The organism is Gemmatimonadaceae bacterium, from assembly GCA_016720905.1.
GTDB lineage: Bacteria > Gemmatimonadota > Gemmatimonadetes > Gemmatimonadales > Gemmatimonadaceae > Gemmatimonas.
On the sequence record JADKJT010000034.1, the window covers coordinates 43,072 to 66,837 of the forward strand.

The 23,766-nt window shown below is 65.1% G+C and carries 21 protein-coding genes; 12 read left to right on the top strand and 9 right to left on the bottom strand.

Translation table 11 applies throughout. From position 1 onward, the window contains the following. Positions 1-36 precede the first annotated feature (36 nt). Both IPP90_21475 and IPP90_21480 read left to right on the top strand, forming a co-directional pair. Positions 37-765, top strand: coding sequence for a sulfite exporter TauE/SafE family protein (locus IPP90_21475; GenBank protein MBL0173203.1), 729 nt, complete (start codon positions 37-39; stop codon positions 763-765). A gap of 68 nt (positions 766-833) precedes the next feature. Then, entirely contained in the window at positions 834-1,325 is a 492-nt protein-coding gene (locus tag IPP90_21480; GenBank protein MBL0173204.1) for a TlpA family protein disulfide reductase, read from the top strand. Positions 1,326-1,400: 75 nt separating this feature from the next. Here the strand turns inward: IPP90_21480 and IPP90_21485 are convergent, their stop codons facing one another. Next, positions 1,401-2,930: a hypothetical protein gene (locus tag IPP90_21485; GenBank protein MBL0173205.1), complete on the bottom strand. Its 1,530-nt coding sequence runs from the start codon at positions 2,928-2,930 to the stop codon at positions 1,401-1,403. A 60-nt stretch (positions 2,931-2,990) separates the two neighbouring features. Then, complete coding sequence (locus tag IPP90_21490) at positions 2,991-4,016, bottom strand: DUF1835 domain-containing protein (GenBank protein MBL0173206.1); 1,026 nt, start codon at positions 4,014-4,016, stop codon at positions 2,991-2,993. Between the two features lie 130 nt (positions 4,017-4,146). On the opposite strand from IPP90_21490, the gene IPP90_21495 reads away from it, so the two are divergent. Continuing rightward, positions 4,147-5,328, top strand: coding sequence for a mannose-1-phosphate guanylyltransferase (locus tag IPP90_21495; GenBank protein MBL0173207.1), 1,182 nt, complete (start codon positions 4,147-4,149; stop codon positions 5,326-5,328). A 15-nt stretch (positions 5,329-5,343) separates the two neighbouring features. Here IPP90_21495 and IPP90_21500 read toward each other — a convergent pair whose 3' ends face one another. After that, a complete protein-coding gene (locus IPP90_21500; GenBank protein ID MBL0173208.1) occupies positions 5,344-6,132 on the bottom strand; it encodes an enoyl-CoA hydratase/isomerase family protein in 789 nt (262 codons plus the stop codon). 236 nt (positions 6,133-6,368) lie between these two features. Here IPP90_21500 and IPP90_21505 point away from each other — a divergent pair, with 236 nt between their 5' ends. Further along, complete coding sequence (locus IPP90_21505; GenBank protein MBL0173209.1) at positions 6,369-6,851, top strand: hypothetical protein; 483 nt, start codon at positions 6,369-6,371, stop codon at positions 6,849-6,851. Between the two features lie 27 nt (positions 6,852-6,878). On the opposite strand, the gene IPP90_21510 is transcribed toward IPP90_21505, so the two are convergent. Beyond that, positions 6,879-7,424, bottom strand: a complete 546-nt coding sequence (locus IPP90_21510) for a 2'-5' RNA ligase family protein (protein ID MBL0173210.1) — start codon at positions 7,422-7,424, stop codon at positions 6,879-6,881. Between the two features lie 29 nt (positions 7,425-7,453). Here IPP90_21510 and IPP90_21515 point away from each other — a divergent pair, with 29 nt between their 5' ends. The 7 genes from IPP90_21515 to IPP90_21545 are packed head-to-tail and all read left to right on the top strand — an operon-like array spanning position 7,454 to position 15,005. Next, positions 7,454-7,756, top strand: a complete 303-nt coding sequence (locus tag IPP90_21515; GenBank protein MBL0173211.1) for a DUF2007 domain-containing protein — start codon at positions 7,454-7,456, stop codon at positions 7,754-7,756. Then, positions 7,753-8,568 carry an SDR family oxidoreductase gene (locus IPP90_21520; protein ID MBL0173212.1) on the top strand — a complete coding sequence of 272 codons (816 nt, stop codon included), beginning with the start codon at positions 7,753-7,755 and terminating at the stop codon, positions 8,566-8,568. The genes IPP90_21515 and IPP90_21520 overlap by 4 nt, the downstream gene beginning before the upstream one ends. A 41-nt stretch (positions 8,569-8,609) precedes the next feature. Then, positions 8,610-9,653: a threonylcarbamoyl-AMP synthase gene (locus tag IPP90_21525; GenBank protein ID MBL0173213.1), complete on the top strand. Its 1,044-nt coding sequence runs from the start codon at positions 8,610-8,612 to the stop codon at positions 9,651-9,653. A 17-nt stretch (positions 9,654-9,670) separates the two neighbouring features. Continuing rightward, the gene (locus IPP90_21530) at positions 9,671-10,588 is read left to right on the top strand and encodes an enoyl-[acyl-carrier-protein] reductase (GenBank protein MBL0173214.1); all 918 of its coding nucleotides are present in this window, start codon (positions 9,671-9,673) and stop codon (positions 10,586-10,588) included. 13 nt (positions 10,589-10,601) lie between these two features. Further along, positions 10,602-13,214: a response regulator gene (locus IPP90_21535; GenBank protein ID MBL0173215.1), complete on the top strand. Its 2,613-nt coding sequence runs from the start codon at positions 10,602-10,604 to the stop codon at positions 13,212-13,214. Positions 13,215-13,242: 28 nt separating this feature from the next. Then, on the top strand, positions 13,243-13,755 hold the full coding sequence (locus IPP90_21540; protein ID MBL0173216.1) for an SRPBCC family protein: 513 nt from the start codon (positions 13,243-13,245) through the stop codon (positions 13,753-13,755). Then, positions 13,752-15,005, top strand: coding sequence for an Nramp family divalent metal transporter (locus IPP90_21545; protein MBL0173217.1), 1,254 nt, complete (start codon positions 13,752-13,754; stop codon positions 15,003-15,005). Before IPP90_21540 ends, IPP90_21545 begins: the two co-directional genes overlap by 4 nt. A 10-nt stretch (positions 15,006-15,015) precedes the next feature. On the opposite strand, the gene IPP90_21550 is transcribed toward IPP90_21545, so the two are convergent. From IPP90_21550 to IPP90_21570, 5 genes are all read right to left on the bottom strand, one after another. After that, a complete protein-coding gene (locus IPP90_21550; protein MBL0173218.1) occupies positions 15,016-16,350 on the bottom strand; it encodes a hypothetical protein in 1,335 nt (444 codons plus the stop codon). Between the two features lie 105 nt (positions 16,351-16,455). Continuing rightward, positions 16,456-16,833, bottom strand: a complete 378-nt coding sequence (locus IPP90_21555) for a hypothetical protein (protein MBL0173219.1) — start codon at positions 16,831-16,833, stop codon at positions 16,456-16,458. A 63-nt stretch (positions 16,834-16,896) separates the two neighbouring features. Continuing rightward, complete coding sequence (locus IPP90_21560) at positions 16,897-18,126, bottom strand: MFS transporter (GenBank protein ID MBL0173220.1); 1,230 nt, start codon at positions 18,124-18,126, stop codon at positions 16,897-16,899. Positions 18,127-18,181: 55 nt separating this feature from the next. Next, complete coding sequence (locus tag IPP90_21565; GenBank protein MBL0173221.1) at positions 18,182-19,216, bottom strand: hypothetical protein; 1,035 nt, start codon at positions 19,214-19,216, stop codon at positions 18,182-18,184. A 93-nt stretch (positions 19,217-19,309) separates the two neighbouring features. Beyond that, a complete protein-coding gene (locus IPP90_21570; protein ID MBL0173222.1) occupies positions 19,310-22,588 on the bottom strand; it encodes a glycosyl hydrolase in 3,279 nt (1,092 codons plus the stop codon). Positions 22,589-22,876: 288 nt separating this feature from the next. On the opposite strand from IPP90_21570, the gene IPP90_21575 reads away from it, so the two are divergent. Next, positions 22,877-23,746, top strand: coding sequence for an SPFH domain-containing protein (locus IPP90_21575; GenBank protein MBL0173223.1), 870 nt, complete (start codon positions 22,877-22,879; stop codon positions 23,744-23,746). The last annotated feature ends 20 nt before the right edge of the window (positions 23,747-23,766 follow it).

Consider the following 23,766-nt stretch of genomic DNA (forward strand, 5'->3'; position numbering starts at 1 on the left):
ACCGAATTGCCGAGCGGCGCTTACGTTTACAGCCTCATGTTGATCACCGATATCGCCGCCCAGCTGTCTGGAAACCCCGCCGCCGCCATTCCGCTGCTGTTCGGGGCCGGCGTCCTGACGTCGCTCACGCCGTGCGTATACCCAATGATTCCCATCACGGCGGCAATCGTTGGTGGACAGTCAGCATCAGAACAGTCTGGCGCCACTATAGCGTCAAAATGGCGTCCACTTGGGCTTTCTCTCACGTATGTGCTGGGGTTGGCCACCGTGTACGCGGGGCTGGGTCTGCTGGCCGGACTCACCGGGACACTGTTTGGCACGGTCAGCGCCAACCCGTGGGCGTTCTTCACCATGGCCAACCTGCTGCTGCTCGCGGCGTTGGCCATGCTGGACGTGCTTCCGGTCCGCGTGCCGGCCGCCATCATGCAGCGCGCCGCCAACGCGGGAACCGGCGGACGGGTAGCGGGTGCTTTCATCATGGGCGCGGCCTCGGGACTGGTCGCCGCTCCCTGCTCCGCTCCCGTCATGGCCGCCGTGCTCACCTGGGTCTCCAGCACCGGCAGTGCGGTACTTGGCTTCCTTTATCTTTTCACCTTCTCGCTGGGCATGTGCACACTGCTGGTGGTGGTCGGACTCAGCGCTGGTGCCCTGACTCGACTGCCACGCGCCGGCGCCTGGATGCTGACGGTCAAGAAGGTCTTCGCGTTCATCATGCTCGGCATGGCCGAGTACTACCTCATCAAGATGGGGCAGGTGTTCTTCTGAGTACCAGGTACTGAGTACTGAGTACTAGGTACTGAGTACCAAGTTCTGCTTCCTCCAACAAATCCCACATGTTCCGTCTGTTTCGCCGCACCGTGATGGCGCTGGCTGTCGTCGCGACTCCGGCCTTCGCACAGGATGTCGGCATTCCCCTCGGGGAGAAAGGCCCCGGAGGCCCGCTCGAAATGCTGGACGGCAAACCCGTTGACCTGACGAGCTACCTTGGTAAGGGCCCCGTGGTGCTGGAGTTCTGGGCCACATGGTGCGGCAACTGCAAGCAGATGGAACCGGCAATGCGCACCGCCATGAAGGCGTACGGCACGAAGGTGCAGTTCATTACCGTGGCCGTGTCCATCAACCAGTCGCTGGAACGCGTCAAGGCGTGGCAGAAAATCAACGCCCTGCCCGGCGTGATGTTGTACGACCGCAAGGGCGAAGTGAGCGGTGCCTACGATGCGCCGGCCACCAGCTACATGGTGGTGCTCGACAAGACCGGCAAGGTGATCTACACCGGCGTCGGCGGCACCCAGAATGTGGACGCCGCCGTCAGAAAGGCGATGTGAGGAATAAGTACCAAGTACCAAGTACCAAGTACCAGGTACTGAGTACTAGGTACTGAGTACTAGGTACTGAGGACTTCAGTATCCCTCATGTCCCAGTACCGCCCGGCCTTCCGCCACCAATCCTTCCACCAGTCGCGCCACGTGCGTCTCGGTGGTGCGCGCATTCATCACGGAGATGCGCAACACGCGCTGCTTCCCGATCGTGGTGACGGTAATCCAGCCACGTCCTGAACGGTTGTAACGCTCCCGCAGCAGGTCGGTGAGTTCATTCATCTTGTTCGCCTCAACACCCTTGGGCGTCCAGGCGAAACTCAGGATGTTCGACTCGGGCTCGTGCATCGTCGTGAAGTCGTCGTGCGCCGCCAGCAGGTCATACATGGCGCGCGCCACACGGCACAACCGATCGTACAGTGCGGCCAATGCATCGGCGCCATATCGTTCGAACGCCACATACAGCTTCAGCACATCGGCTCGACGTGAGCATTGAAAGCTGCGCGGCCCCGTATCCCAGGCCCGCGCGTCGTCGCCCTGCGTGAACAGATAGGGGGCCTGCTGGGAAAACGCGGCGCTCAGCTCCCGCTCATCGCGCATCAGCAACATGCCGGCTGCCAACGGCAGCAGCAGGCCCTTGTGCGGGTCCCAGGCAATCGATCGCGCGCGCTCGATCCCGTCGAGTCGGTGTCGGTGCTCCGTCGACAACAGGGCCGCGCCACCGTGCGCCGCATCCACGTGCAGCCACAGGTCACCGTGCGCATCCTTGAACTCGGCGCATGCATCAGCAATGGCGTTGAGATCGTCGAAACTTCCGGTGGCCGTGCTCCCGGCAGTCGCCACCACGGCCATCACCGGCGTGTGATGATCGTGCAGATGCTTGAGCTTCGTGCGCAGCGCGCCGATATCCATCCGGAAATTGTGCGATGAAATCACGTGTACGCGTTGCAGTCCAAGTCCCAATTCCCCGGCGGCGCGCATCACCGCGTAGTGCGCATGTTCACCGCACACCAGCACCGGCGCATGTGGTGGCATGCCGTGCGTCCAGACATTCGGAATGGCCCGGCTGCGCGCGGCCAGCAACGCCGTCAGCGTGGCCTCGGTCCCACCGGAGGTCATGGTGCCGCCGGCCTGCTCGTCCCATCCCACCAGATCGGTCATCCAGGCCACCACTTGGTGCTCGAGTGGCGTGAACGACGGTGACATCTCACGCACGGCCAACGATTGATTGAGCGCGCTGATCAATGCATCGGTCCAGACGGCCGCCGGCAGCGGGGCCGACACCTGGTGCCCGATGTACATGGGATGCGCCAGACGATTGATGTCCTCCAACAACATCACCGCCAGTCGACGTGCGACATCCGGCAAGGGACGCCCTCGACGCGGCAGTTCAGCTTCGAGGCGATCGGCGATGGTTTGCGCACTGTGCCAGGTCGATACCGGTCCCTCGCCGAGTCGGGTCTCGGTGAGATACGCGGCAGCTAACGCGAGAATGGGTTCTGCCGCAGCGAGTGTCGTATCGGCTTCAAGATCGGCGTCCAGTTGCGCCAGTAGCGCATCGGGATCGGGGATTGCTCGATGGATACCGGAACCGCCGGTGAATTCAGGAGACATGGCGGACAATGTACGAGGGAAGTGTCAGAAGGCCACGGTGCGAACGCACGGCGGCGGGCCTCACGGTTGCCGGTCTCCCGACTCCACCGTGCGCTGCCGGGTCCCATCCCATCGCCAGTATCGCCCGGCGGTCAGCGACACGCCACCAATCCAACGGTCAATGCCGTTGACACTCACCATGTCGGCGCGCGCCCGCACCACGTCCGATCCAAAGGGAGTGAGCATGACCGACCGTTCCCAGAAGCCGGAATCATCCGGACCCGGGATCGGCGCCAGCACGCGTGACCCGTTGACGTGTGTGACCAGCGGTTTCGCCACATCGCTCAGGCGCTGCACATACCACGCGAAGCTCCAGTCGCCCAACCAGGGCCAGGATTCGCTGGCGTGATGCGCGGCGCGAAACAGCGCGCTCAGTGTCCTCGGGCCCGACGTCAAAGCTTCGCAAATCTGTCGCTCGCTGCGCGACAGACCGGTGTCGGCATCCGGATACTCTTCCAGCATGCGGCGCAGCGACGCCGCCAGGTGAGGCAGTCGCACCGAGTCATTCGCGTCATACGTGCGCGGCGCAATCTCCGCGTCAAGACGCGTGACCAATGCCACCAGGGCGTCAGGCGTCGAGGAAGTGAAGGCCTCCCACGCCGCCAGCCCATGCGCCAGATCGATGTCGGCAATCGGGCGGCGGGCGTCATACAGCGGCCGGAACTTCGCCGGCGCCAGTGAACCCAACATCAAGTCGGCGGGCACGATACTTACCGATGGTCGGGACGCGGCGTCGCGTCTCGCCAGTCGGGCAAGCACCTGAATCAATTGCAGCTGATCGTACAAGTCTGGCTCGAACCAGAGGACAATGCCATCAGTCGCGCTGAGACCATCCAGTCGCGCGTCGCGCGCCAAGAGATCCTCCTCGACCTCCGCCGCCGTCGCCCAATGTCGCTCCGCGAGAAACCGCGCGCGCGTCGTCCGGAACACTGCCCGGTCGTCGTCCGCCGGCACCGGTCCATCAGGCAGCACGTCGCGCCAGGCCAGCACATCGCCCGGGAGCCCGGAGCGTGCCAGACCCTGCGCCGCGTAATCTCCATTCGTCACGTGCAGAGAAAGCATGGAAATCGAAAGAATGAGATACCTGCTGACGCGCGGCGCGGCCATCGATAGTTTGCGTGTGGTGCCGTGTTGGCGCCAGCGGGTTGGCTCGCCTTACTCCACTTCAGTGGTCGTGATGACTGATCCTCGCAATGCCGGACCGTTCGCGGAACCAACGCTCATTGTGGAGCCCATCGTCGAGGCGACTCCCTATGATGAGCCGGAGCCCGACCCGCTGATCGACTCGGCGCAGGGGCTCTGGGCCGTGGTGTTCGCCGGTGGGATCGGCACACGCTTCTGGCCGCTCAGCACCGCGCGCCGACCCAAGCAGATTCTGGCATTGGTCAACGAGCGACCGCTCATTCTGGATACCATTCTTCGCCTTTCACCACTGGTTCCCGCGGAGCGCATCCTCGTGGTCACCAGTGCCGACATTGTGGACACGCTGCATGACGTGATTCCGGAAATTCCACGATCCAACATGCTGGTTGAACCCAGGCCGCTGGGCACTGCGGCCGCCCTCGCGTGGGGAGCCGCCGAGGTGGCACGACGCGCTGGTCCGGACACGGTGGTTTGCGCGCTACACGCCGACCTGTCCGTGGCGTCTCCTGACGAGTTGCAGCTGGCGATTCGCCGCGCCGCACGCATCGCGGCCGCCGAGCCGGTGTTGGTCGTCATCGGAGCTCGACCCACGCGCTGTGAGACCGGCTTCGGGTATCTGCAGACCGGCGCGCCACTCGACCCTTTCGTCTCACGCGCGGAAGGCGGCGCCTGTCGCGTCGAGTACTTCGTCGAAAAGCCGAACGCCGCGTTGGCCGACACGCTGATTGAGCGCGGGGCGCTGTGGAACAGCGGGATCTTCGTGTGGCGCGCCAAGGTGGTGCTCAACGAACTTGAGCAACATGCGCGGGAGCTCGCACGCGGACTGCCCCTGCTGGCCACCGGCGACCTGGAGCAATTCGCGGAAAACGTCACGTCCATCTCCATCGACCGCGGACTGCTCGAACGCAGCCGGCAAGTGGTCGTGTTGCCGGCGGAGTTCGGATGGGACGACGTGGGAACCTGGGCCTCGTTGCGGCGTGTGCGGGAACTGGACGACACGGGCAACGGCGTCATGGGCGACGCGCACTGTATCGACGCGTCTGGCAACGTCATTCATGCCGATGGGCAGTGCATCGTGGTCTACGGGATCTCCGGGATGCTCGTGGTGTCGCTGAATGGGCTCACATTCGTCACCACGCTTGAGCGCGCCACCGAACTCGGTCCGCTGCTCAATGCGTTGCCGGGAAGCGTTCGATCAAATCCCGGCAGAATGTGAATCGGGCGACAGCACTCAGCGAAACACCGGCAATCGCTTCTCACGAAACGCCAGCATCGCTTCCTTCACATCGGCCGTGCCGAAACAGGTCTTGATGTGCACCAGCTCTTCCCGAAGCTGCGCCTCAAGGCTGGCGCTTGAACTCTCCATCATCAGTCGCTTGGTAAGCGCCAGGGCGATCGGCGGACCGGCCGCCAGCAGCGAAGCATAGGCCGCCACACTCGACGCGAATGTCTCCGCCGCATACACGGCCGTGGCCAAGCCGATGCGCTCCGCTTCGTTCGCCGTCACGTCCCGTCCCGTGAGCACGATATCCATCGCGCGCGCATGTCCCACCAGTCGCGGCAGCATCCAGCTGACTCCCGCGTCAGGAGACAGACCGCGACGCACGTAGCCGGCCGTGCACTTGGCATCGGACTGTACCAACCGCAGGTCGCACGCCAGCGCCAACCCGAAACCAGCGCCAGCCGCCGCACCGTTGACGGCCGCAATGACCGGCTTCTCACACGTCACGATGCTCAGTACCCAGCGGCCAACCCAGTAATACGGATCCAAGCGCAACACGCGCGTGCCCACGTCGATCGGAACCAATTCGGCGAGATCGAGACCGGCGCAAAATCCTCGGCCGCTGCCCGTGAGCACCACCACGCGCACCGCGTCGTCAGCCGCCGCGTCATGCATCGCCAGCGGCAACTCCTCGGCCAACCGCGGATTTACCGCATTCAACCGGTCGGGGCGATTGAGCGTGATGGTGCGAACGCCGTCGGCCGAGGTGTCGATGAGCAGGTGTGAAGTGTCGGTCACGGGTCTTTTCCGAGAAAAGGTGTCGTCAACTTGATACAGACCTGAGATACATCACGGTGTTCGGCATGGCCAGTGTCCCGGAACTGGCGTGCAATCACGAATGCACTTCTCGCACCCCACTACCGCTGGGACAGGCATCCTTGCTAGATCCCATGTCCCTCCTCTGCACTGCGACTTCTTCGCAGCGCCCGATAGACCCACCGACTTCGGTCGGTGCCCCCTCGTTTCAGGGCACCATGGCTGCTTCCCGATCAAGCGCGGCGAAGAAACTCGTGGACGAACCGATGACGGCCGATGGCCCGCTCGCGGCCGCCGACGCACTCGGACGAACGTCCGCCGAGACCTGCCGTCAACACGAACGCCTCGCGCGATTGATGGCCCTTCGCGTGTCGCAATCTGAACTGGCCGCTGCCTACGCGATGGTGGACACCATCGATCTCGCCCTGGCCGAGTGCGTGCGGGACTTTGAGAAGTGCTGCGCCAAGACTCCGGTTTCCGACGATGCCGATTTGCGTCAGCGCGCCAATGCCCTCTGGCTCGCGGCGCGTGAGTACCTCCGGCGACACTCCATCGCGGAAAAGGCCTCGCAGCACCTCACGCAGCATGACGCGGAGAAACTCGGCGTACTCAAGTTCGAGTATGAACTGGAAGCGTCGGCCATGTTGTCGCTGCGTCAGGCGACGGCTGCCCTCGGCAAGATTCGTCCCGAGGCGCGCTGAAGCACCCGCGCGTTGGGGAACCCCTGGTCACCCCGCCGTCGTGCCGCCAGTCAGCTCCAGCTCCAGCAGCTTTCGCGACGGCTGCGGATCGCGGGTGAGATAGATCTGCAGGCGTTCGATACGGGCCGGCGCGTCGACCCGCACGGACAGCAACTCGCGCTCATGCTGCGGCGTCAGGGTGGGATAGAAACTCAGCGTGCAATGCGGCGAGAACTGGAACCGCGCGCGACGAAACGGCAGGCCGGAGCGCGCGATCCGCTCGTGCAGCGCGCGCAACGGACCGTGGGGATCGAGCGGCAGCGAGACGATTTCCGTCTGCATGAACCGGTGTGGTGGACGGAATTCCAGAGACATCGGCGCGGTGCTGGCGGCAATGGGAGCCAGTGCGTCCCGGATTCGGTCAACCGGCGTGTCGGTGGGGATCGACCCGACTCCGGATGACCCCGCCAACGTCACATGCGGCGGTGTGAGGCGCGCCAACTTGGGGTCATAGCGCTGCTGCAGGATACGAACCTGCTCGCCCGCCTCGCCCGGCAGTTCTGCGAGAATGAAAATTCCGAACGACACAGCCATGGCCGCAATGTAGTCCACCACCCCTCACCGTGGCGCGTCGTGCACGATATGTTCGCAGCATGGGTCAGGCGATGATGGTCATCCGGCAGTACCTGAACGAGATGGAAGCACTCGTCGCGCGTAGCGTGCTCGAAGCTCACGAGATCCCGGCCGTCGTGTTGCGTGACGACGCCGGCGGCATGCTGCCCGCCATGCACATTCTCTATCCGGTTCGACTGGCCGTACCCGTACGCGACGCCAGCGAGGCGCTGCGTATCCTCGACGCGCCGTTCGATGACACCGCCTTTGGCGACGTCGGTCTGGGTGATCCCGACGAGACCGGGTTGCCATGACGATGCCCGCATTCGCCGGGAGTGTCGTGCTCATCACCGGTGCATCGCGCGGCATCGGGGCGGAACTCGCCCGGCAGTTCGCGGCGGCGGGGGCGCGCGTGGCTCTGGGGGCACGCGATAGTGTCCGACTCGAACAGGTCGCCGAGGAGTGTCGGCAGCGCGGCGGCGAGGCGCTGGTCGTTCACGGTGATGTCGGCGTGGAGGGCGAATGCCGCCACCTCGTCGAGGCCACGGTCGCCCATTATGGGCGACTCGATATCCTGATCAACAACGCGGGCATCGGGGCCAGTGGGCGATTCGAAGACGTCACCGATTTGACGATCTTTGAGACCCTGATGCGCGTCAACTACCTGGGCAGCGTCTGGTGTACCGCGCACGCGCTGCCCCATTTGAAGCGATCGCGCGGTCGTCTGGTCGCGATTTCCAGTCTGACCGGACTCGTGGGTGTTCCCAAACGCAGTGCGTACGCGGCCACCAAGCATGCCGTCGCGGGCTTCTTCGACTCGCTGCGCATCGAACTCGCCGACAGCGGCGTCAGTGTGACGGTGGTCTACCCGGGCTTCGTGCTCTCGGAAATCAATGTGCATGCCCTGGCCCCCGACGGGCGTCCATTCGGTGAGCGGGCCTACAAGCGCACGCCGGTGGAATCGATGGCCACTGAGGAGTGCTGTCGATTGATCCTCAATGCCACGGCGCGGCGCGACCGCGATCTGGTGATGACGTGGCGCGGGAAAGTCGGGCGACTGCTCAAGCTGATTTCGCCCGCGCTCGTTGATGGGTTGGCGCGCCGCACGATCGAAAAACGGCAGTAGCCGCAGCGCGCCGCAGGGCGCCTGACGACTATCTTGCGCGCATGTCGTGCACGGTCCTGCCGGTTGATCCCGTCCACCCCGACCCCGCCAGTATTGCGCGCGCCGTCGAGGTGCTGGCGGCTGGTGAGTTACTCGCCTTTCCCACCGAAACGGTCTACGGACTTGGCGCTTCCGCCCTCGATGCCGAGGCCGTGGCCCGCATCTTTGCGGCCAAGGGGCGTCCGGCGTGGAATCCGGTCATCGCACACGTGGCCGATGTGTCAGGGGCGCGTGCCCTGACCTCCGTGTGGCCGAAGGAGGCGCAGCGTCTCGCGGATGCATTCTGGCCGGGTCCCCTCACCATCATCCTGCCCAGACATGCGCGTGTCCCGGAGATCGTCACGGCCGGGCGGGACGCGGTCGGGGTTCGCGTCCCGGCGCACCCGGTGGCTCTGGCGCTTTTGCGCGCGTTCAACGGTCCCATTGCCGCGCCGAGTGCGAACCGGTTCACGCGGGTGTCCCCCACCACGGCGGCGCATGTCGCTGATTCACTCGGCGATCGAGTATCGTGTATCCTCGACGGTGGCCCCTGCACGGTGGGTATTGAAAGCACCGTCGTCGACCTTTCCGGGTCGACGCCTACAGTTCTGCGGCCGGGGATGATCACGCGCGCGCAGCTGGCCGCGGTGCTCGAGCGCCCGGTGGATGTGGCCACGGTTCGGGTCGCTGCCGACGGTGCATCCACAGACAGCCAGCGTTCCCCTGGCATGTCCGACCGGCATTACGCGCCTGCCGCCGACACCTGGCTGTTCGACCCCGCACAACCAGCGGAGATCGTCGCGGCGTTGGCCTCAGCGCGGGACCGCGTCGGCGTCGGCCGAGTGGTGGCGCTGCTGATGCAACAACCGCTGCGCGACGCGCTCGGGCTGACACCTGACGACGTGGTGGTGCCAATGCCGCAGGATCCGGAGGCCTACGCGCGTGCCCTGTACAGCGCGCTGCATGCCGCCGATGCCCGTGGCGCCGTGATCGTGATCATCGAGCGCCCCCCGGAGACGGAGGCGTGGAGTGCCATTCGCGATCGACTCGCCCGCGCCACCCGTTGAGCGTCTAGATTACCCCGATGCTTTCTATCGACCTGACTGGCAAGCGCGCCCTCGTTGCGGGCGTGGCGGATGATGGCGGATTCGGCTTTGCCGTCGCCAAGGCGTTCGCTGAAGCGGGCGCCTCGGTGTGCGTGGCCACGTGGCCCCCGGCGCTCAACATCTTCCTCAATCTGCTCGAGCGCGGACGAATGGACGAGTCGCGCCTCATGGCTGACGGCTCGCTGCTGGACTTCGAGCGCATCTATCCGCTCGACGCCCTGTACGACACGCTTGAGGAGGCGCCACATGATGTGCGCGAGTCCAAGCGGTACAAGGAGGTCGGTGATTTCTCCATCGACGGGCTGGCGCGGAATCTCGCAGCCGATTTCGGCGAGCAGCCGCTGGATATCCTGTTTCACTCCCTCGCCAACGGTCCCGAAGTCAAGAAGCCGTTGCTCGAGACCAGTCGCGCCGGGTATCTCTCGGCCTCAAGCGCCAGTGCGTTCTCCCTGGTGTCCCTGTTGCAGCGCCTTGGTCCGATGATGCGCCCCGGTGGCTCGGTGTGTTCGCTGACGTACATGGCCAGCGAGCGCGCGATCCCCGGCTATGGCGGGGGCATGTCGTCGGCCAAGGCGGCACTGGAAAGCGATACACGCGTGCTGGCGTTCGAGGCGGGTCGGAAACACGGCTTGCGCGTCAATACCATTTCGGCGGGCCCTTATGCGTCGCGTGCCGCCAGTGCCATCGGTATCATCGAGACGATGGTGAAATACTGCACCGCCAACTCGCCGCTGCCGGAAACGCTCACGGCGTGGGAGGTTGGCACCACCGCAGCGTTTCTGGCAAGTCCGCTGGCCAGCGGGATCACGGCGGCCACGGTCTATGTCGACAAGGGCTACCACGCGATGGGAATGGCCGTGGCCATGCCGCCCGGCACGGAACTGCTGAGTCGATAGTCCGCCACCGCTGATGCGCATGGGACGCGTGGGTGGCATCCGGTTGCGAATGGTCAGCGTGGCGTTGCTGTGCGCATTGCCGCTGGTGGCGCTTGGCGTGTATCGGCTCACCACCAACGCGCGCCACGAAGAGCGCATGCTGCGCACGGAGATGGAGAACGCCGCCAACATGGCGGCGGCGCGGGTCGATGAGCGCCTGCGGACTGCCGATGCATTACTGGTGGCCCTTGCCGCCACCGTCTCGACGGAGCCGTCGAGACGCCAGTCGAACGAACAGGCGCTCGTGCGCACGCTGGCGAATGCGCCCTCGCCGATCTCCAATCTGTTCCTGCTGGATACGGCGGGGACGCTGTTGGCCGCGGCCCGCACTTTGGGTCCCACTGGCGATTCAGTCCGTGCGTTCGCCAACCGCGGCTATTTCAATATCGTCCGGCAGGCACGCGGCCTCGTGGTCGGAGAGATCCGTCGGTCGATGGCGTTGGCTGATCGCCCATGGGTGGTGGTGCTCGCGCGCGCCATACCGGATGCGAGCGGACAATTCGCCGGCGTGGTGTCGCTGACGGTTCGACTGGACTCGCTGCTCAGCGCCACGCACATGGCCTCCAATCTCGGATCGCCGCTGGTGACGATCTTCGACAGCTCGGGCGTCGTGCTCGCCCTCAGCGAAGGGGCGGATTCCATCGTGGGGCAACAGCGCTTTCCGGCGGGTTCGCTGCACGACAGCAGCGGTTCGGGCGACCTACGCGATCTCGATGGTCAAATTCGACTGACCGGCTTCACACGCACCACGACGGCCCCGTGGATGATCCGCCTCGGCATGGTGCCCTCGGCGCGCGATGCGCGGTTGAACGCCGGCATGCGCGAAGATGCCGCGCTGCTCTTCCTTGCCATCAGTCTCGCCGTCCTGATGGCGTATCTGGTCGGGCTGCGCGTGACACAGCCCATCGCCGCGCTGGCCAACGCCGCGCGCGCCTTCGAGCGAGGCGAAACCGGCACGCGCGCCGTCGTGGCGGGCCCGCGCGAAATCCGACTGTTGGGCAGCGCCTTCAACCAGATGGCCGAAACCGTCGAGCGTCGCACGGCGGCGCTGGCCGATAGCGAGCGTCGGTATCGTTTTCTGTTTGACAGTAATCCGCTGCCAATGTGGGCGTGGGACGCAGACACGATGCAGATCATGGCGGTGAACGACGCGGCGGTCGAGACGTACGGGTACGAGCGGGATCTTTTCCAAAGCCTGCGCATCGACCGGTTGCTGGACCCGAGCGAACTGGAACGCTTCCGCGGTGCGCGACTGCCGTTCTCCGAAAATCGCCAGAATGCGGGCACATGGCTGCACCGGACGGCCAGCGGACGCCAGATCGAAATGGAAGTGGTCACGACCTCTTCGCGGCGTCTGGGCCGGGCGAGCTGGTTGTCGGTCGGGATTGATGTGACGGCGCGTCGGGAATCGGAACGTGCGCTGGCACGTAGCGAAGATCAATTGCGGCAGGTGCAGAAGATGGAAGCCATCGGCACGTTCGCCGGCGGCATCTCGCACGACTTCAACAACCTCCTCACCGGCATACTGGGCTACTGCGATCTTGCGCTCTCCGATCTGTCGGCGGACAGCGATACCTTCCGTGATATATCCGAAGTCCGCGCACTGGCCGTGCGCGGCAGTGATCTCACGCGGCAGATTCTCACGGTCAGCCGCAAGCAGGTCGTCCAGGTGGAGCGACTCGATCCCAACGAGGTCGTGCGTTCGCTCGATCGTCTGCTCCGTCGCATTGTTGGAGCGCATATCGACCTGGAAACACGGCTCAGCGACGCCGTCGGCACGATGCGCGCCGATGTCAGTCAACTTGAACAGGTCTTGCTCAACCTGACGTCGAATGCCCGCGATGCCATGCCGGACGGCGGCACGCTGCGCATTGCCACCCAGGTGGTGACCGCAGCGGACGCCACCGACCGGGAATTGTCGGCAGGTCATGGATGGATCCGGATCACGGTGAGCGACACCGGCGTGGGCATGCCCGCCGAAGTGCGCGCCCGCATTTTCGAACCGTTCTTCACCACCAAGGACCGCGGGAAGGGTACAGGGTTGGGACTGGCACTCGCGTACGCGATGGTCGAGCAGGCGGGCGGCATCGTACGCGTGGAAAGCGAGCCTGGCATGGGCACCACGTTTTCAATGTTCTTTCCCCGCCTCGATGCCGCGACGTCGCTTCCGGAATCGGACAACGCGCCGCCACCACTGCCGCGCGGCAGTGAGACTATTCTCTACGCTGAGGATGAGACCAGTGTGCGCAACGTCGCCACGGCCGTGCTCGAACGGCAGGGCTACCGCGTGCTGGAGGCAGCCAACGGCGAGTCGGCGATGGCGCTGTCGCGAGCGTTTCCCGGGCACATCGATCTGCTCCTGACCGATGTGGTGATGCCCGGCATGAGTGGACGGGAACTCGCCGAGACGATTCGTCGCCTGCGGCCCGGCATTCGCGTCATGTTTGCATCCGGCTATTCCGACGACGAAGCCTTGCTGGGCGACGTACGACAGAACCCGCAGACTTTCCTGCAGAAGCCGTTCGCCGTTCACGAATTGGTGCGCCGCGTGCGCGGTGCGCTCGACCTGTCATCTCACACGGAATAGGCCGCACGTGTACTGGATCCTGTTCGTGATGAGCGCGATGGTTGCCGTCGTCCTGGCGCTGGTGGTGGGCGGGCTGGCCACGCCGCGACACCATACCGTGTCGCGCTCCATGACGCTTCCCGTTGCGTCGGAAGTGGTGTGGGCCGCCATTCGCGACGTTGCCCGCTACGGGGAGTGGCGACAGGAACTTGAGGACGCTGACCTGGTGGACACCGATCAACCGCAGGTGCGCTGGCGGGAAACGACCACGCGCGGGTCGATCACCTTCGGCGTGGTGCACGAGGAGGCACCGCATCGGATGGTCGCGCGAATACTCGACGACGACCTGCCGTTCACGGGCGAATGGACGTGGCAGCTTGCACCGGCAGGAAACAGCACGCGCGTCAGTATTACTGAGCGCGGCAGCGTTGGGAATCCGGTGTTCCGCTTCATCAGCGCGCACTTCCTGGGCCACACGAAGTCCATCGACCGCTACCTCCGTAGTCTGGCGCAACGCTTCGACACGCACGACGTCACGATCGACGACGGCACGCCCGTGTGACCAGCACCGGCCGGCTCGCCCGCTTCTGGCGCACACTCGGCCCGGGGTTGATCACGGGCGCCGCCGACGACGACCCGTCGGGCATCGCCACGTACTCGCTGGCGGGCGCCCAGTTCGGCACCGGTCTCCTGTGGTTGCCCATCATCTCCTGGCCATTGATGTGGGCGGTCCAGTATTCCTGCGCGCGCATCGGGATGGTCACCGGGCGCGGCCTCATGGCGTCATTGCGGCGGCGCTATCCCCGACCGGTACTCGTTGCCGTGTGCCTCGCCCTGTTCCTCGCAAACGGCATCAACATCGGCGCCGACCTGGCCGGGATGGCCGATGGCGCCGAATTGTTGACCGGCGTGGACTCGCACATCTGGGTGATCCTGTTTGGGTTCGGGATCATGTTCGGCACCGTGCGGCTGCGATATCGGCAAATGGCGCGGGTGCTCAAGTGGCTATCGCTGGTATTGGTCGCGTACGTGATCACGGCGCTCATCTCAAACCCCGACTGGTCGTCAATCCTGCACGACATGCTCACGCCGCGCTGGCCCCGCTCGTCTGAGGGGTGGGCCATGGTGGTGGCCATCTTCGGGACAACCATCTCGCCCTATCTGTTCTTCTGGCAGGCGTCGGAGGAAGTGGAGGAAGAAAAGGCCGAAGGGCGACTGGGGCACCAGCGGTTCGGCGCGTCGGCGGCCGACCTGAGCGCGCGCTCCCGCGATGTCGCGACCGGTGCCTTCGCCGCGACGCTCACGATGTTCTTCATCATGCTCACCACGGCGCTTACGCTGCACGCGCACGGCATCACGCACCCGACGACCACCAAGGAAGTAGCCAGTGCGCTCGAACCATTGGCCGGGCGCGCCGCGATGCTGCTCTACACGATCGGGCTGCTCGGAACCGGGGCGTTGGCCATCCCGACGCTGGCGGGGGCCACGGCCTATGCCGTCGCGGAGCTCCTCACGCTGCGGCAAGGCATTGATGAACGATTCCACCGCGCGCCGGCCTTCTACGCGATCGTGCTCGCGTCAATTGCCGGCGCGGTCATCATGGATTTCCTGCACATCAGCGTCGTGCGCGCCCTGTTCTGGACCGCCGTCATCAACGGCCTGCTGGCACCACTGCTGTTGGTGGCGATTGCCAGAACCAGCGCCGACCGTGACGTGATGCACCAACAGCCCTCCAGTCGAGTCGTGCAGTCGCTGGTATGGTCGGCCGCGACGATCATGACCATCGCGGCGGTGCTGATGTTCGTACTGTAGGCGCAGCGAATCAATGGTGCATGTGTTCCATCCCCTCCATGCCGCCCATCGTCATGCGTGACGTGCGCCAGCGCAGATAGACGGCGGCTCCCAGCGGACGGCGTGAGCCGTATGCCGCTTCGAGCGCGGGCGGCACCATGTTCACGGTCCCGCGCGCGCCGATTCCCACTCGACCGGCCCGACCGAGCGACATTTCCCGCATCGCGCCGACGGAGACATGCCCCACGCGATACCGCGTCTCGTCGTGCGACAGCACCAGTTCCTCGGCCGACTTCTCCACCAACTCGGCGCGCGCGAACAACTGCGTGCGCGGGCCCAGTTCGGTGAGCCCTTCCAGTCCCACACTGCGTGACCATGCGTCGTGAGCCACCGCGTTCGCGCCGGCAATCAACGCCACGGAGAATGTGCCGCTGTCGAGCCGGGCACCCGACCACAGCGCGGACACCACCGCGCGGCGCACCGCCTCACCTGGGTGTGCCTGCTCCGCATCCGCCAACCGCCCGAAGCTGGCCGACAGCGCCATGGCCGACGATGGACTGACCGTGAGACGACCTGAATACGAGTCGAGTGCGGCCCCCTTCCAGTCGATGTTGGTGCGGATGTCGTCGGGTTCCCGGCCGTTGAAGATCGATCCCTCCAGCTTCACGCGGCGCGTGTAGAGTCCCGTGGTCACCACGCCGAAACTCACGTGCGTCGCATCCTGCCAGTGGTGCGAGAGCGTGGCGAGCGGATCGGCGGCGGCGCTGGGACGGTGTGGAAACGCGACTGGTCCGAGCGCCGGCTCGCCGGCCGGTGCCGCGTACAGCTGCAGCGCGACATCACGCGTGAGCGCGCGCTCGTAGACTGCGGCGATCTCCATGAACAGATCGTGCGGATGCTGCCGGTCATGAATGGACGCGCCGCGATACGATTCGCCGGATTGCAGCAGTAACGGATACCCCTGCCCACCCACGGTGAAGGCATCCACGCTGCCCATGGCCCGCAACTGCAATCGTCCACCGGCCAGCGAATGCATCGCGTTCACCATGCCCCAATTGGTGCTGCCAAACTGCGAATCGCCGCGCGGACCACGTTGCGCGACCTGCTGCACGAATACCGCGCCATGCAGCATGAACATCCACGAGCTTGCACTTCGCATGACCCCGTACATCGGTGCCGAATCGGGCAGCCATGAGGTGCCTGACCCCATGCGCGTCATGGGCAGACCCAGCGGATCGGTCATCAGGCTGGCGGACTGCGCCACGACGGCGGTGGAAGCAAACGCCGAAAGGAGAGCGAATACAACGGCGACGATCCGTGTGCGCGGACGAATGGGCAACATGAGTGGTTGAGAGGCGTCACCCATGGGTGGGTGACTGGGCACGAGACAACCGGTGCGCGCGTCACACCCGCGACGACAGGGTGCGGCACGACCGAATGGACACCACGGGCGGCCCTCAGGCCGTCGGGGTCAGGCTCGCGGCGGGGGCGACTCGACGTCGCGGTCGGCGGTCACGTGACGCAACGTGACACCGGTGGCAGTGACGGTCGGCTCGCTGATTTCGGTCGTGCGCAGTGGTGCATCGAGATCGACGCGCACCATGCCAACGCAGCCCACCACCCACGGGCAGGTGGCGTCACTGGTCGAACGGCTCGGCTCTTCATGATGGGCCGGTGCATCGATCGCCAATACCGGGCCCTCTGCGACGTGCATCGACGCACCATGCTGGGCGGCCGGCGGCGACGCATGACCGGCATGCAACGGTGTCGCCGTTGTCGTGGGCGCAGAACCGTGCAGGCATGGCAACAGCGAGGTGCTCGACGAAAAAACGAAGAGCAGCAGCTGCATCAGCGCCAGGAGTTGGCGCGGCCGGACCGGCATGACTCGCATGGACTGAACGCTAATCACCCATCATCCGCGCGCCAGACGTCGGATGCTCACGATACCCAACCACGGCCCGATGGCCAGAATCGGGAACACCCATTGCCAACCCAGCCAGCTCACCAGCGGCGGAATCAGTTGAATGGTGATGGTGGTCAGCAGGAATCCCAGTGATACCTGCAAGGTCAGCGCCGTGCCCACGGCGTGCGCCGGAACGCTTTCCGTGACCAGTACGCTGAACTGCGCGCTGTCGGCAATCACGAAGAAGCCCCACACCAGCGCCAGCGGCGCCAACAGCCACCATGACTGCGCCCACGCCAACCCGATGGCAATGGCGCAACCGCCGCTGATCGCCATCGCCCACATCACCAATCGCGCGCGCCCAATGCGGTCGGCCACCACACCACCCCACACGCAGCCGGCGCCGCCCACGGCAATCACGCCAAAGCCGATCACCGCCGCGATACGCGCGTTCGGTACGCCGCCAGTTCGTGTCGCATGGGCCGCATCGCTGGCCGCGAGGAATGCCGGAATCCAGGTCCAGAACGAATACAGTTCGGCCATGTGCCCCAGATACCCGCCGGTGGCCAGACGCCAACGCCGTTCCCGCACGACATCGTGCACGCGCGTCCACGAAAACCGACGTGACGGAAACTCGTACGGACCGTCGCGATAGCCGAACCACACGATGGTGGCGGCCAGCAGTGCGCTCAGTGAGGCGCCCCAGGTGACGAACGCGACGCCGAGTCCGGGGATCGCCTGCGCGAGATAGGGTGACGCCTTCCCAACCGTCAGCGCGCCCACAATCGTGCCCACCGCCACGCCGCGTCGGGCGCGAAACCAGGTGGCTGCCATCTTCATCGCCGGCGGATACACACCCGCCAAACACATGCCCGCCAGAAAACGCGACGTCAAGGCCACCGCGTACGACGACGTCACCGCCAGAGGCGCATTCGCGAGCGCACCGGCCACCGCGGCCATCGCGAACAAACGACGCGACGCGACCACGTCAGAAACATTGAGGAAGGCACTCACGGCGGTGCCGCACACAAATCCCAACTGCACGGCCGTCGTCAGCCACCCCACCTGCGACGACGACAACGCCCACGCACGCGCCAGTGTCGGACCCACCGCACTGCCCGTGAACCACAGCGCCATCCCCAACAGCTCCGCGCACGCGAGCAGCGCCAGCATGCGCCAGCGATCCGGATGCGAATCGAGGGCGGGATCGATGTGATGTGGAGAGAATGACGAGGTCATGCGCGGCAGGAAACTAACGTCTCAACTCCCTGCCGGCGCGTTGCCCCCGATCGGGCTACTTGCCGAAGTTCCAGTTGGCAATTGGCAGCACGCGACGTCCGGACGGATTGCGCCGCGCGATGTTGATCACACCCACCTGCACCCCGTGCAATTCGTCGGCGATGTTCAGAAGCCCGATCATCAGCCCACGCTGGGTGCCCGTGCGGCCGTCATTGAATGCGCTCACCGCCAGACCTCGCACCACACCGCCCTTGTCGATCTTGATCGTGATCGGTGACAGGAGGGCGCCCTGCAGATCGTGACCGCCCACGCCCACGCCACCGATGGCGATGCCACGCACGGTGGGCGCACCAACGCCGATCCCGCCAAGCGCGAATCCGCGAAGGGTGCCGCCGGCACCGACGCCGATGCCGCCAACCGCGATTCCCCGGAAGTCACCGGCGACGCCCACGCCAATGCCACCCAGCATGAGTCCGCGGCCATTTCCGCCTGCGCCAACGCCGATGCCACCGACAGCAATCCCTTCCAGGGATCCGCCCGCGGCAGCGCCGATACCGCCCACCACGATGCCGCGCACATCCCCACCGGCACCCGCCCCAATGCCGCCAATCATCAACCCGCGAATCGATCCGCCAGCGCCCACGCCAATACCGCCAACGCCAATGCCGCGCACATCACCACCCGCGCCCATTCCGATACCCGCGACGTGAATCCCCCGCACATCCCGCCCCGCACCCGACCCGATCAAGGCGACACTGATACCACCGAGCGTCTCCTCGGCTTCGATGCCCACACCAGCGGCAAGCCCCGTGATGCTCTTGCCGCCCGTAAACGGCACCCCCAACGCCAGACCGCGCACCGTACCATGCGACGATTTCGCGGGCTTCCAGAATGTCAGGTTGATGCCATCCACCCGCTCGAGTCGCGTGTCCCTGGCATTGATGCGCAATCCGGTGACTTCCCGCGAATCACCAAGGCTGATGCCGGTGTGATTGACCGTGAGGTCCAGCGAACGCCGCGACTCCTGTGCCCAGGCGGCACTGGTCGCAACGAGCATCGCGGCAAGCACGAACGGCCAACGAAACGTCATACAGCCTCACAGAAGAAGTCGCGCGGGACAACACGGGGCCTGACGGTTCCTACGTCGTGGGCACGGGAGCAGGTTTCGGCAGACTCGTCGTCCCTAGGCGCTCGTCTTGGGCGTGGTCACATCTCCCGGCTTCACCTCGATGGCCGGCAGTCCATGCTTCTTGAGGATCTCGTCGATTGGCGGCAACAGATCCTTCCACGCGGCACGCAGATCCACCAGGTACACCTCGAGCTCCTTCGTCAGGATGTCGAACACCTGGACGCTTTGCTTCGTGGGACGGGCATCAGCGCTGCCCACCACGCCGGCCAGCGCCGCAATCTGGTTGTTGACGCGAATAGGATAGTTGAGCGGATCCTGACCACTGCGATTCTTCACCTGATAGATCTTCGCCTCGATCTCCGAAATGCGCGTATCAAGCGACTTGATCAACGCCGCGTAGCGCGCCGAATCAGCGCCGACCTCCTTCGACCGCTTGACCGTCTGGTCACGCACATAGCGCACCGTGCGCACCGCGTCATTGGCGTCAGTCGTGCGGTCACGGATCTGCATCGCCAGCTTGTATTGCGCCACCAGATCGGCCGGCGTCGCGTCGCTGCGCGGATCCTTCTTCACAGCGAACTTCGATTCCTGCGCCGTCGCGCCGTCAACCATCAGGCGCACGGTGTAGGTGCCCGGCAGGATCAACGGACCTGTCGTGCTGCCGGCCCAGAAGATCATTCCCTCGAACTGCGTGGCGTCCGCCTCGCGCAAATTCCAGGAGAACGTGTTCATGCCCGCGCGATTGGTGGGATTCGCATCGCTCGCCACACCGCGTCGACCGCGTGGCGCGGCCGCCGGTCCGGCACTTGCCGTATCGCTGGAGAATGTGCGAACGGTCCGGCCGGTGGAATCGCGGAACTCGATCGTCACCTTGCGGGGCGCCTGCTTGAGCCAGTAGTTCACGATCGCCCCGGCCGGCGGATTGGCTCCCACAGGCGAATCGCTTCCGCCGCCACCGCCAAACCCGCCACCCCAGTTGATGCGATACGTCGTGCGCGGCGTGAACAGGTGTGCATTCGACGCCAGCACATTGGCGCTGAGCTGTCGCAACGCGCTCAGGTCGTCCAGCACATAGAACGATCGGCCATGCGTGGCCGCGATCAGGTCGCCCTCCTTGATGGCCAGGTCGTGCACCGGCACGATGGGCAGATTGCGACGCAGGGACGTCCACGAGCCGCCGTCATCGAGCGACACATACACGCCCCGCTCGGTGCCGGCAAACAACAGACCACGCCGCACGTCGTCCTCGCGAATCACCCGCGTGAATTCGGATGCCGGAAGGCCACTCGGCGTCCCGCTGCCATCGATGCGCGTCCACGTCTTGCCGAAGTCCGCGGTCTTGAACAGGTAGGGCTGCTGATCGTCCATCTGGAACCGATTGGCCGCCACGTACGCCGTGCCCGCATTGAATCGTGAGGCCTCGATGATGGAGATGCGCGCCCATTCGCGCTCCTTGAGCAGCGGTGGCGTGACATTGGTCCACGTCTTGCCCGCATCACGCGACAACTGCACCAGGCCATCGTCGGTGCCCGCCCACAGCACGCCAGGCGTCACCGGCGATTCGGCGAGCGCGAACACGGTCCCGTAGTACTCGACACTGGTCTGGTCGAGCGTGATCGACCCGCCCGATGGCCCCAGAGTGCGCGGATCATTGCGCGTCAGGTCGGGACTGATCGTGGTGTAGCTGTCGCCCTGATCAGTGGTCCTGAACACGACGCTCGACCCCACATAGATGGTTTTCGGGTCGTGCGGACTGACCACGATCGGAAACGTCCACTGCATGCGGTACTTCGCATCGATCGCGGAATGCCCCATCGGGTTGAGCGGCCACGGATTCACGTCGCGGGTAAGGCCCGTACGCATGTCCTTGCGCGTGAGCAGGCCGCCGTAGCTGCCGGCAAAGACGATGTCGGGATTGGTGGGCAGCGCCATGACGAAGCCGCTTTCACCGCCGCCCGCTTCCATCCACATATCGGTGGTGATGCCGCCAGCGGCGCGCGAGGGTCCGCACAGCGTGGAGTTGTCCTGCTGCGCCCCGCAGATCTTGTACGGGAAATGGTTGGTGGTGGACACGTGATAGAACTGCGCGGTCGCGAAATCCTGCGCCGTCCACGTCTTCCCGCCATCAATGCTCGCCGTCGCCCCGCCATCATTGCCTTCGATCAGTCGATCGCTGTTGTCCGGGGCAATCCAGGCATCATGCGAATCGCCGTGGGGCGCGTTCACGTTGGTCCACGTCTTGCCACCATCGCGTGACACCTGAAAGTTCACATTGCTCGCGTACACGACATCCGCGTTCTTCGGATCGGCATAGATCTTCGTATAGTACCAGGCCCGTTGACGCAGCTTGCGTTCGTCGTTCACGCGCGCCCACGTCGCGCCGGCATCCTCCGAACGAAACACCCCGCCTTCATCGGCTTCGATAATCGCGTACACGCGTCGCGGATTCGCACCACTCACGCTGATCCCGATGTTGCCCCACAGTCCGGCCGGCAGCCCCGGACGGCGCGTGAGTTCACTCCACGTGTCGCCTCCGTCCACCGACTTGAACATCCCCGACCCCTTGCCGCCCGACACCAGCATCCACGGCTTGCGATGGGCCTGCCAGAATCCGGCATACAACACGTTCGGATTGCTCGGGTCCATCGCGAGATCCGCTGCGCCCGTCGAGTCATCCCGGAACAGCACCTTCTGCCAATTCTTGCCGCCGTCCTTCGAACGGAAGATGCCGCGCTCCGCGTTGGGGCCCCACACATGTCCCTGCGCGGCGACATACACGAGATCGGGATTGGTGGGATGCACCCGCACCTTGGCGATCTGTCGCGTGTCGTTGAGACCGATGTTGGTCCAGGTCTTCCCGCCATCGGCGGTCTTCCACACGCCATCGCCATGCGAGACGTTGCCGCGAATCGGGAACTCGCCACCCCCCACGTACACGATATCCGGATTCGAAGGCGCCACCGCGATGGCCCCAATGGTCCCGCCGAAGTAGCTGTCAGTCATCGGCAGCCAGGACAGCCCGCCATCCATGCTCTTCAGCACACCGCCACCCTCGCTCCCCATCCAGTACTCGCGCGGACGGGCCACGCTGCCCGCCACCGCCGACGTGCGACCGCCGCGAAAGGGACCGATCTCACGCCACCGAATCGATCCGAAAGCGCTCGAATCAAAGGGTGCCGAAAGCGGGGCGACGGCCGAGGCAACGGCGCGCGGTACCGGCGGTCTTGCGGCAGGCTTGGCAGTTCCCTGCGCCAGCACGGCGACGAACGGAACGGCACTGACAATGAACGAGGCGAAACGCAGGCGGGTACGTGACACGTTGACAGTCTCCAATTCGGGATGAGTCGCGAAGCGCGACAATGCCGGATTCCTCGCCGCTCGGCAAGCGGGATTCCCCCCGCGGGGTGGCTGGCGACCGGTGTCGGTCCGGCGGCCCTCGGCCCGCGGGACGACCCGGCTGTTTCGGGTCGTCCCGAACGGGCAGCAGGCCGCCGGACCGACACCGGTCGCCAGCCACCAAACACCAAACCAACAACCACGCGAAACCCAATCAAGAGGACTACCGTACAAGATAGCGTAGTGATATCATATCGATACCAACCCTCTCCACCGAGGATACACATGCTCCGCGAAGTCGAAGCCCGCCCCTCTGCGGGCATCATGATGGCTCTCGTCCTGTTCGCCGGCGTAGTCGGCGGCATTGCCCTGCTCATCAACGGCGCCCGTAACGACATGGCCATCAGCGCCATCGGCGGGGTTGCCCTGATGATGGTGTCGCTGCTCTGCCTGCCCGGCCTGTTCAGTGTCGCCCCCAACGAGGGCAAAGTGCTGACCCTGTTCGGCAACTACAAAGGCACGGTCAAGACACCGGGACTGTGGTTCACCAACCCGTTCATGATGAAGAAGTCCGTGTCGCTCCGCGTGCGGAACTTCGAAACCAACAAGCTCAAGGTGAACGACCTGCGGTCGAACCCGGTCGACATCGGTGCCATCGTGGTGTGGCGGGTGATTGACACTGCCGAAGCGGTGTTCGAAGTGAACGACTACGTGCAGTACGTGGCCATGCAGAGCGAGTCGGCGCTTCGCACCCTGGCGTCCGCGCACCCGTACGATTCGCACGGATCAAACGACGTGGCCTTGAGTACCCATCAGACCGAAGTCAACAAGGGGTTGCAGGAGGCGTTGCGCGACCGGTTTGCCAAAGCCGGCGTTGAAGTGATCGAGGCGCGGATCAGCCATCTGGCCTACGCGCAGGAAATCGCCGCCGCCATGCTGCAGCGTCAGCAGGCCAGCGCCATCGTCGCCGCGCGACAGACCATCGTCGAAGGTGCCGTCGGCATGGTCGAGATGGCACTCGACGCCCTGAGTGCCAAGAACATCGTCACGCTCGATGATGAGCGGAAAGCCGCGATGGTCAGCAACCTGCTGGTGGTGCTGTGCTCCGATCGCGCGGCGCAACCGGTGGTCAACACCGGCACGCTGTACTCGTAATCTCAGAGACCCGGACCGAC

Coding starts and splice junctions, on each gene's coding strand:
- IPP90_21565 (MBL0173221.1), bottom strand. CDS start 19,216: ATGACGTTTCGTTGGCCGTTCGTGCTTGCCGCGATGCTCGTTGCGACC.
- IPP90_21475 (MBL0173203.1), top strand. CDS start 37: ATGTTGATCACCGATATCGCCGCCCAGCTGTCTGGAAACCCCGCCGCC.
- IPP90_21550 (MBL0173218.1), bottom strand. CDS start 16,350: ATGGGTGACGCCTCTCAACCACTCATGTTGCCCATTCGTCCGCGCACA.
- IPP90_21480 (MBL0173204.1), top strand. CDS start 834: ATGTTCCGTCTGTTTCGCCGCACCGTGATGGCGCTGGCTGTCGTCGCG.
- IPP90_21510 (MBL0173210.1), bottom strand. CDS start 7,424: ATGGCTGTGTCGTTCGGAATTTTCATTCTCGCAGAACTGCCGGGCGAG.
- IPP90_21495 (MBL0173207.1), top strand. CDS start 4,147: ATGACTGATCCTCGCAATGCCGGACCGTTCGCGGAACCAACGCTCATT.
- IPP90_21485 (MBL0173205.1), bottom strand. CDS start 2,930: ATGTCTCCTGAATTCACCGGCGGTTCCGGTATCCATCGAGCAATCCCC.
- IPP90_21560 (MBL0173220.1), bottom strand. CDS start 18,126: ATGACCTCGTCATTCTCTCCACATCACATCGATCCCGCCCTCGATTCG.
- IPP90_21555 (MBL0173219.1), bottom strand. CDS start 16,833: ATGCAGCTGCTGCTCTTCGTTTTTTCGTCGAGCACCTCGCTGTTGCCA.
- IPP90_21520 (MBL0173212.1), top strand. CDS start 7,753: ATGACGATGCCCGCATTCGCCGGGAGTGTCGTGCTCATCACCGGTGCA.
- IPP90_21540 (MBL0173216.1), top strand. CDS start 13,243: ATGAGCGCGATGGTTGCCGTCGTCCTGGCGCTGGTGGTGGGCGGGCTG.
- IPP90_21535 (MBL0173215.1), top strand. CDS start 10,602: ATGCGCATGGGACGCGTGGGTGGCATCCGGTTGCGAATGGTCAGCGTG.
- IPP90_21505 (MBL0173209.1), top strand. CDS start 6,369: ATGGCTGCTTCCCGATCAAGCGCGGCGAAGAAACTCGTGGACGAACCG.
- IPP90_21525 (MBL0173213.1), top strand. CDS start 8,610: ATGTCGTGCACGGTCCTGCCGGTTGATCCCGTCCACCCCGACCCCGCC.
- IPP90_21575 (MBL0173223.1), top strand. CDS start 22,877: ATGCTCCGCGAAGTCGAAGCCCGCCCCTCTGCGGGCATCATGATGGCT.
- IPP90_21530 (MBL0173214.1), top strand. CDS start 9,671: ATGCTTTCTATCGACCTGACTGGCAAGCGCGCCCTCGTTGCGGGCGTG.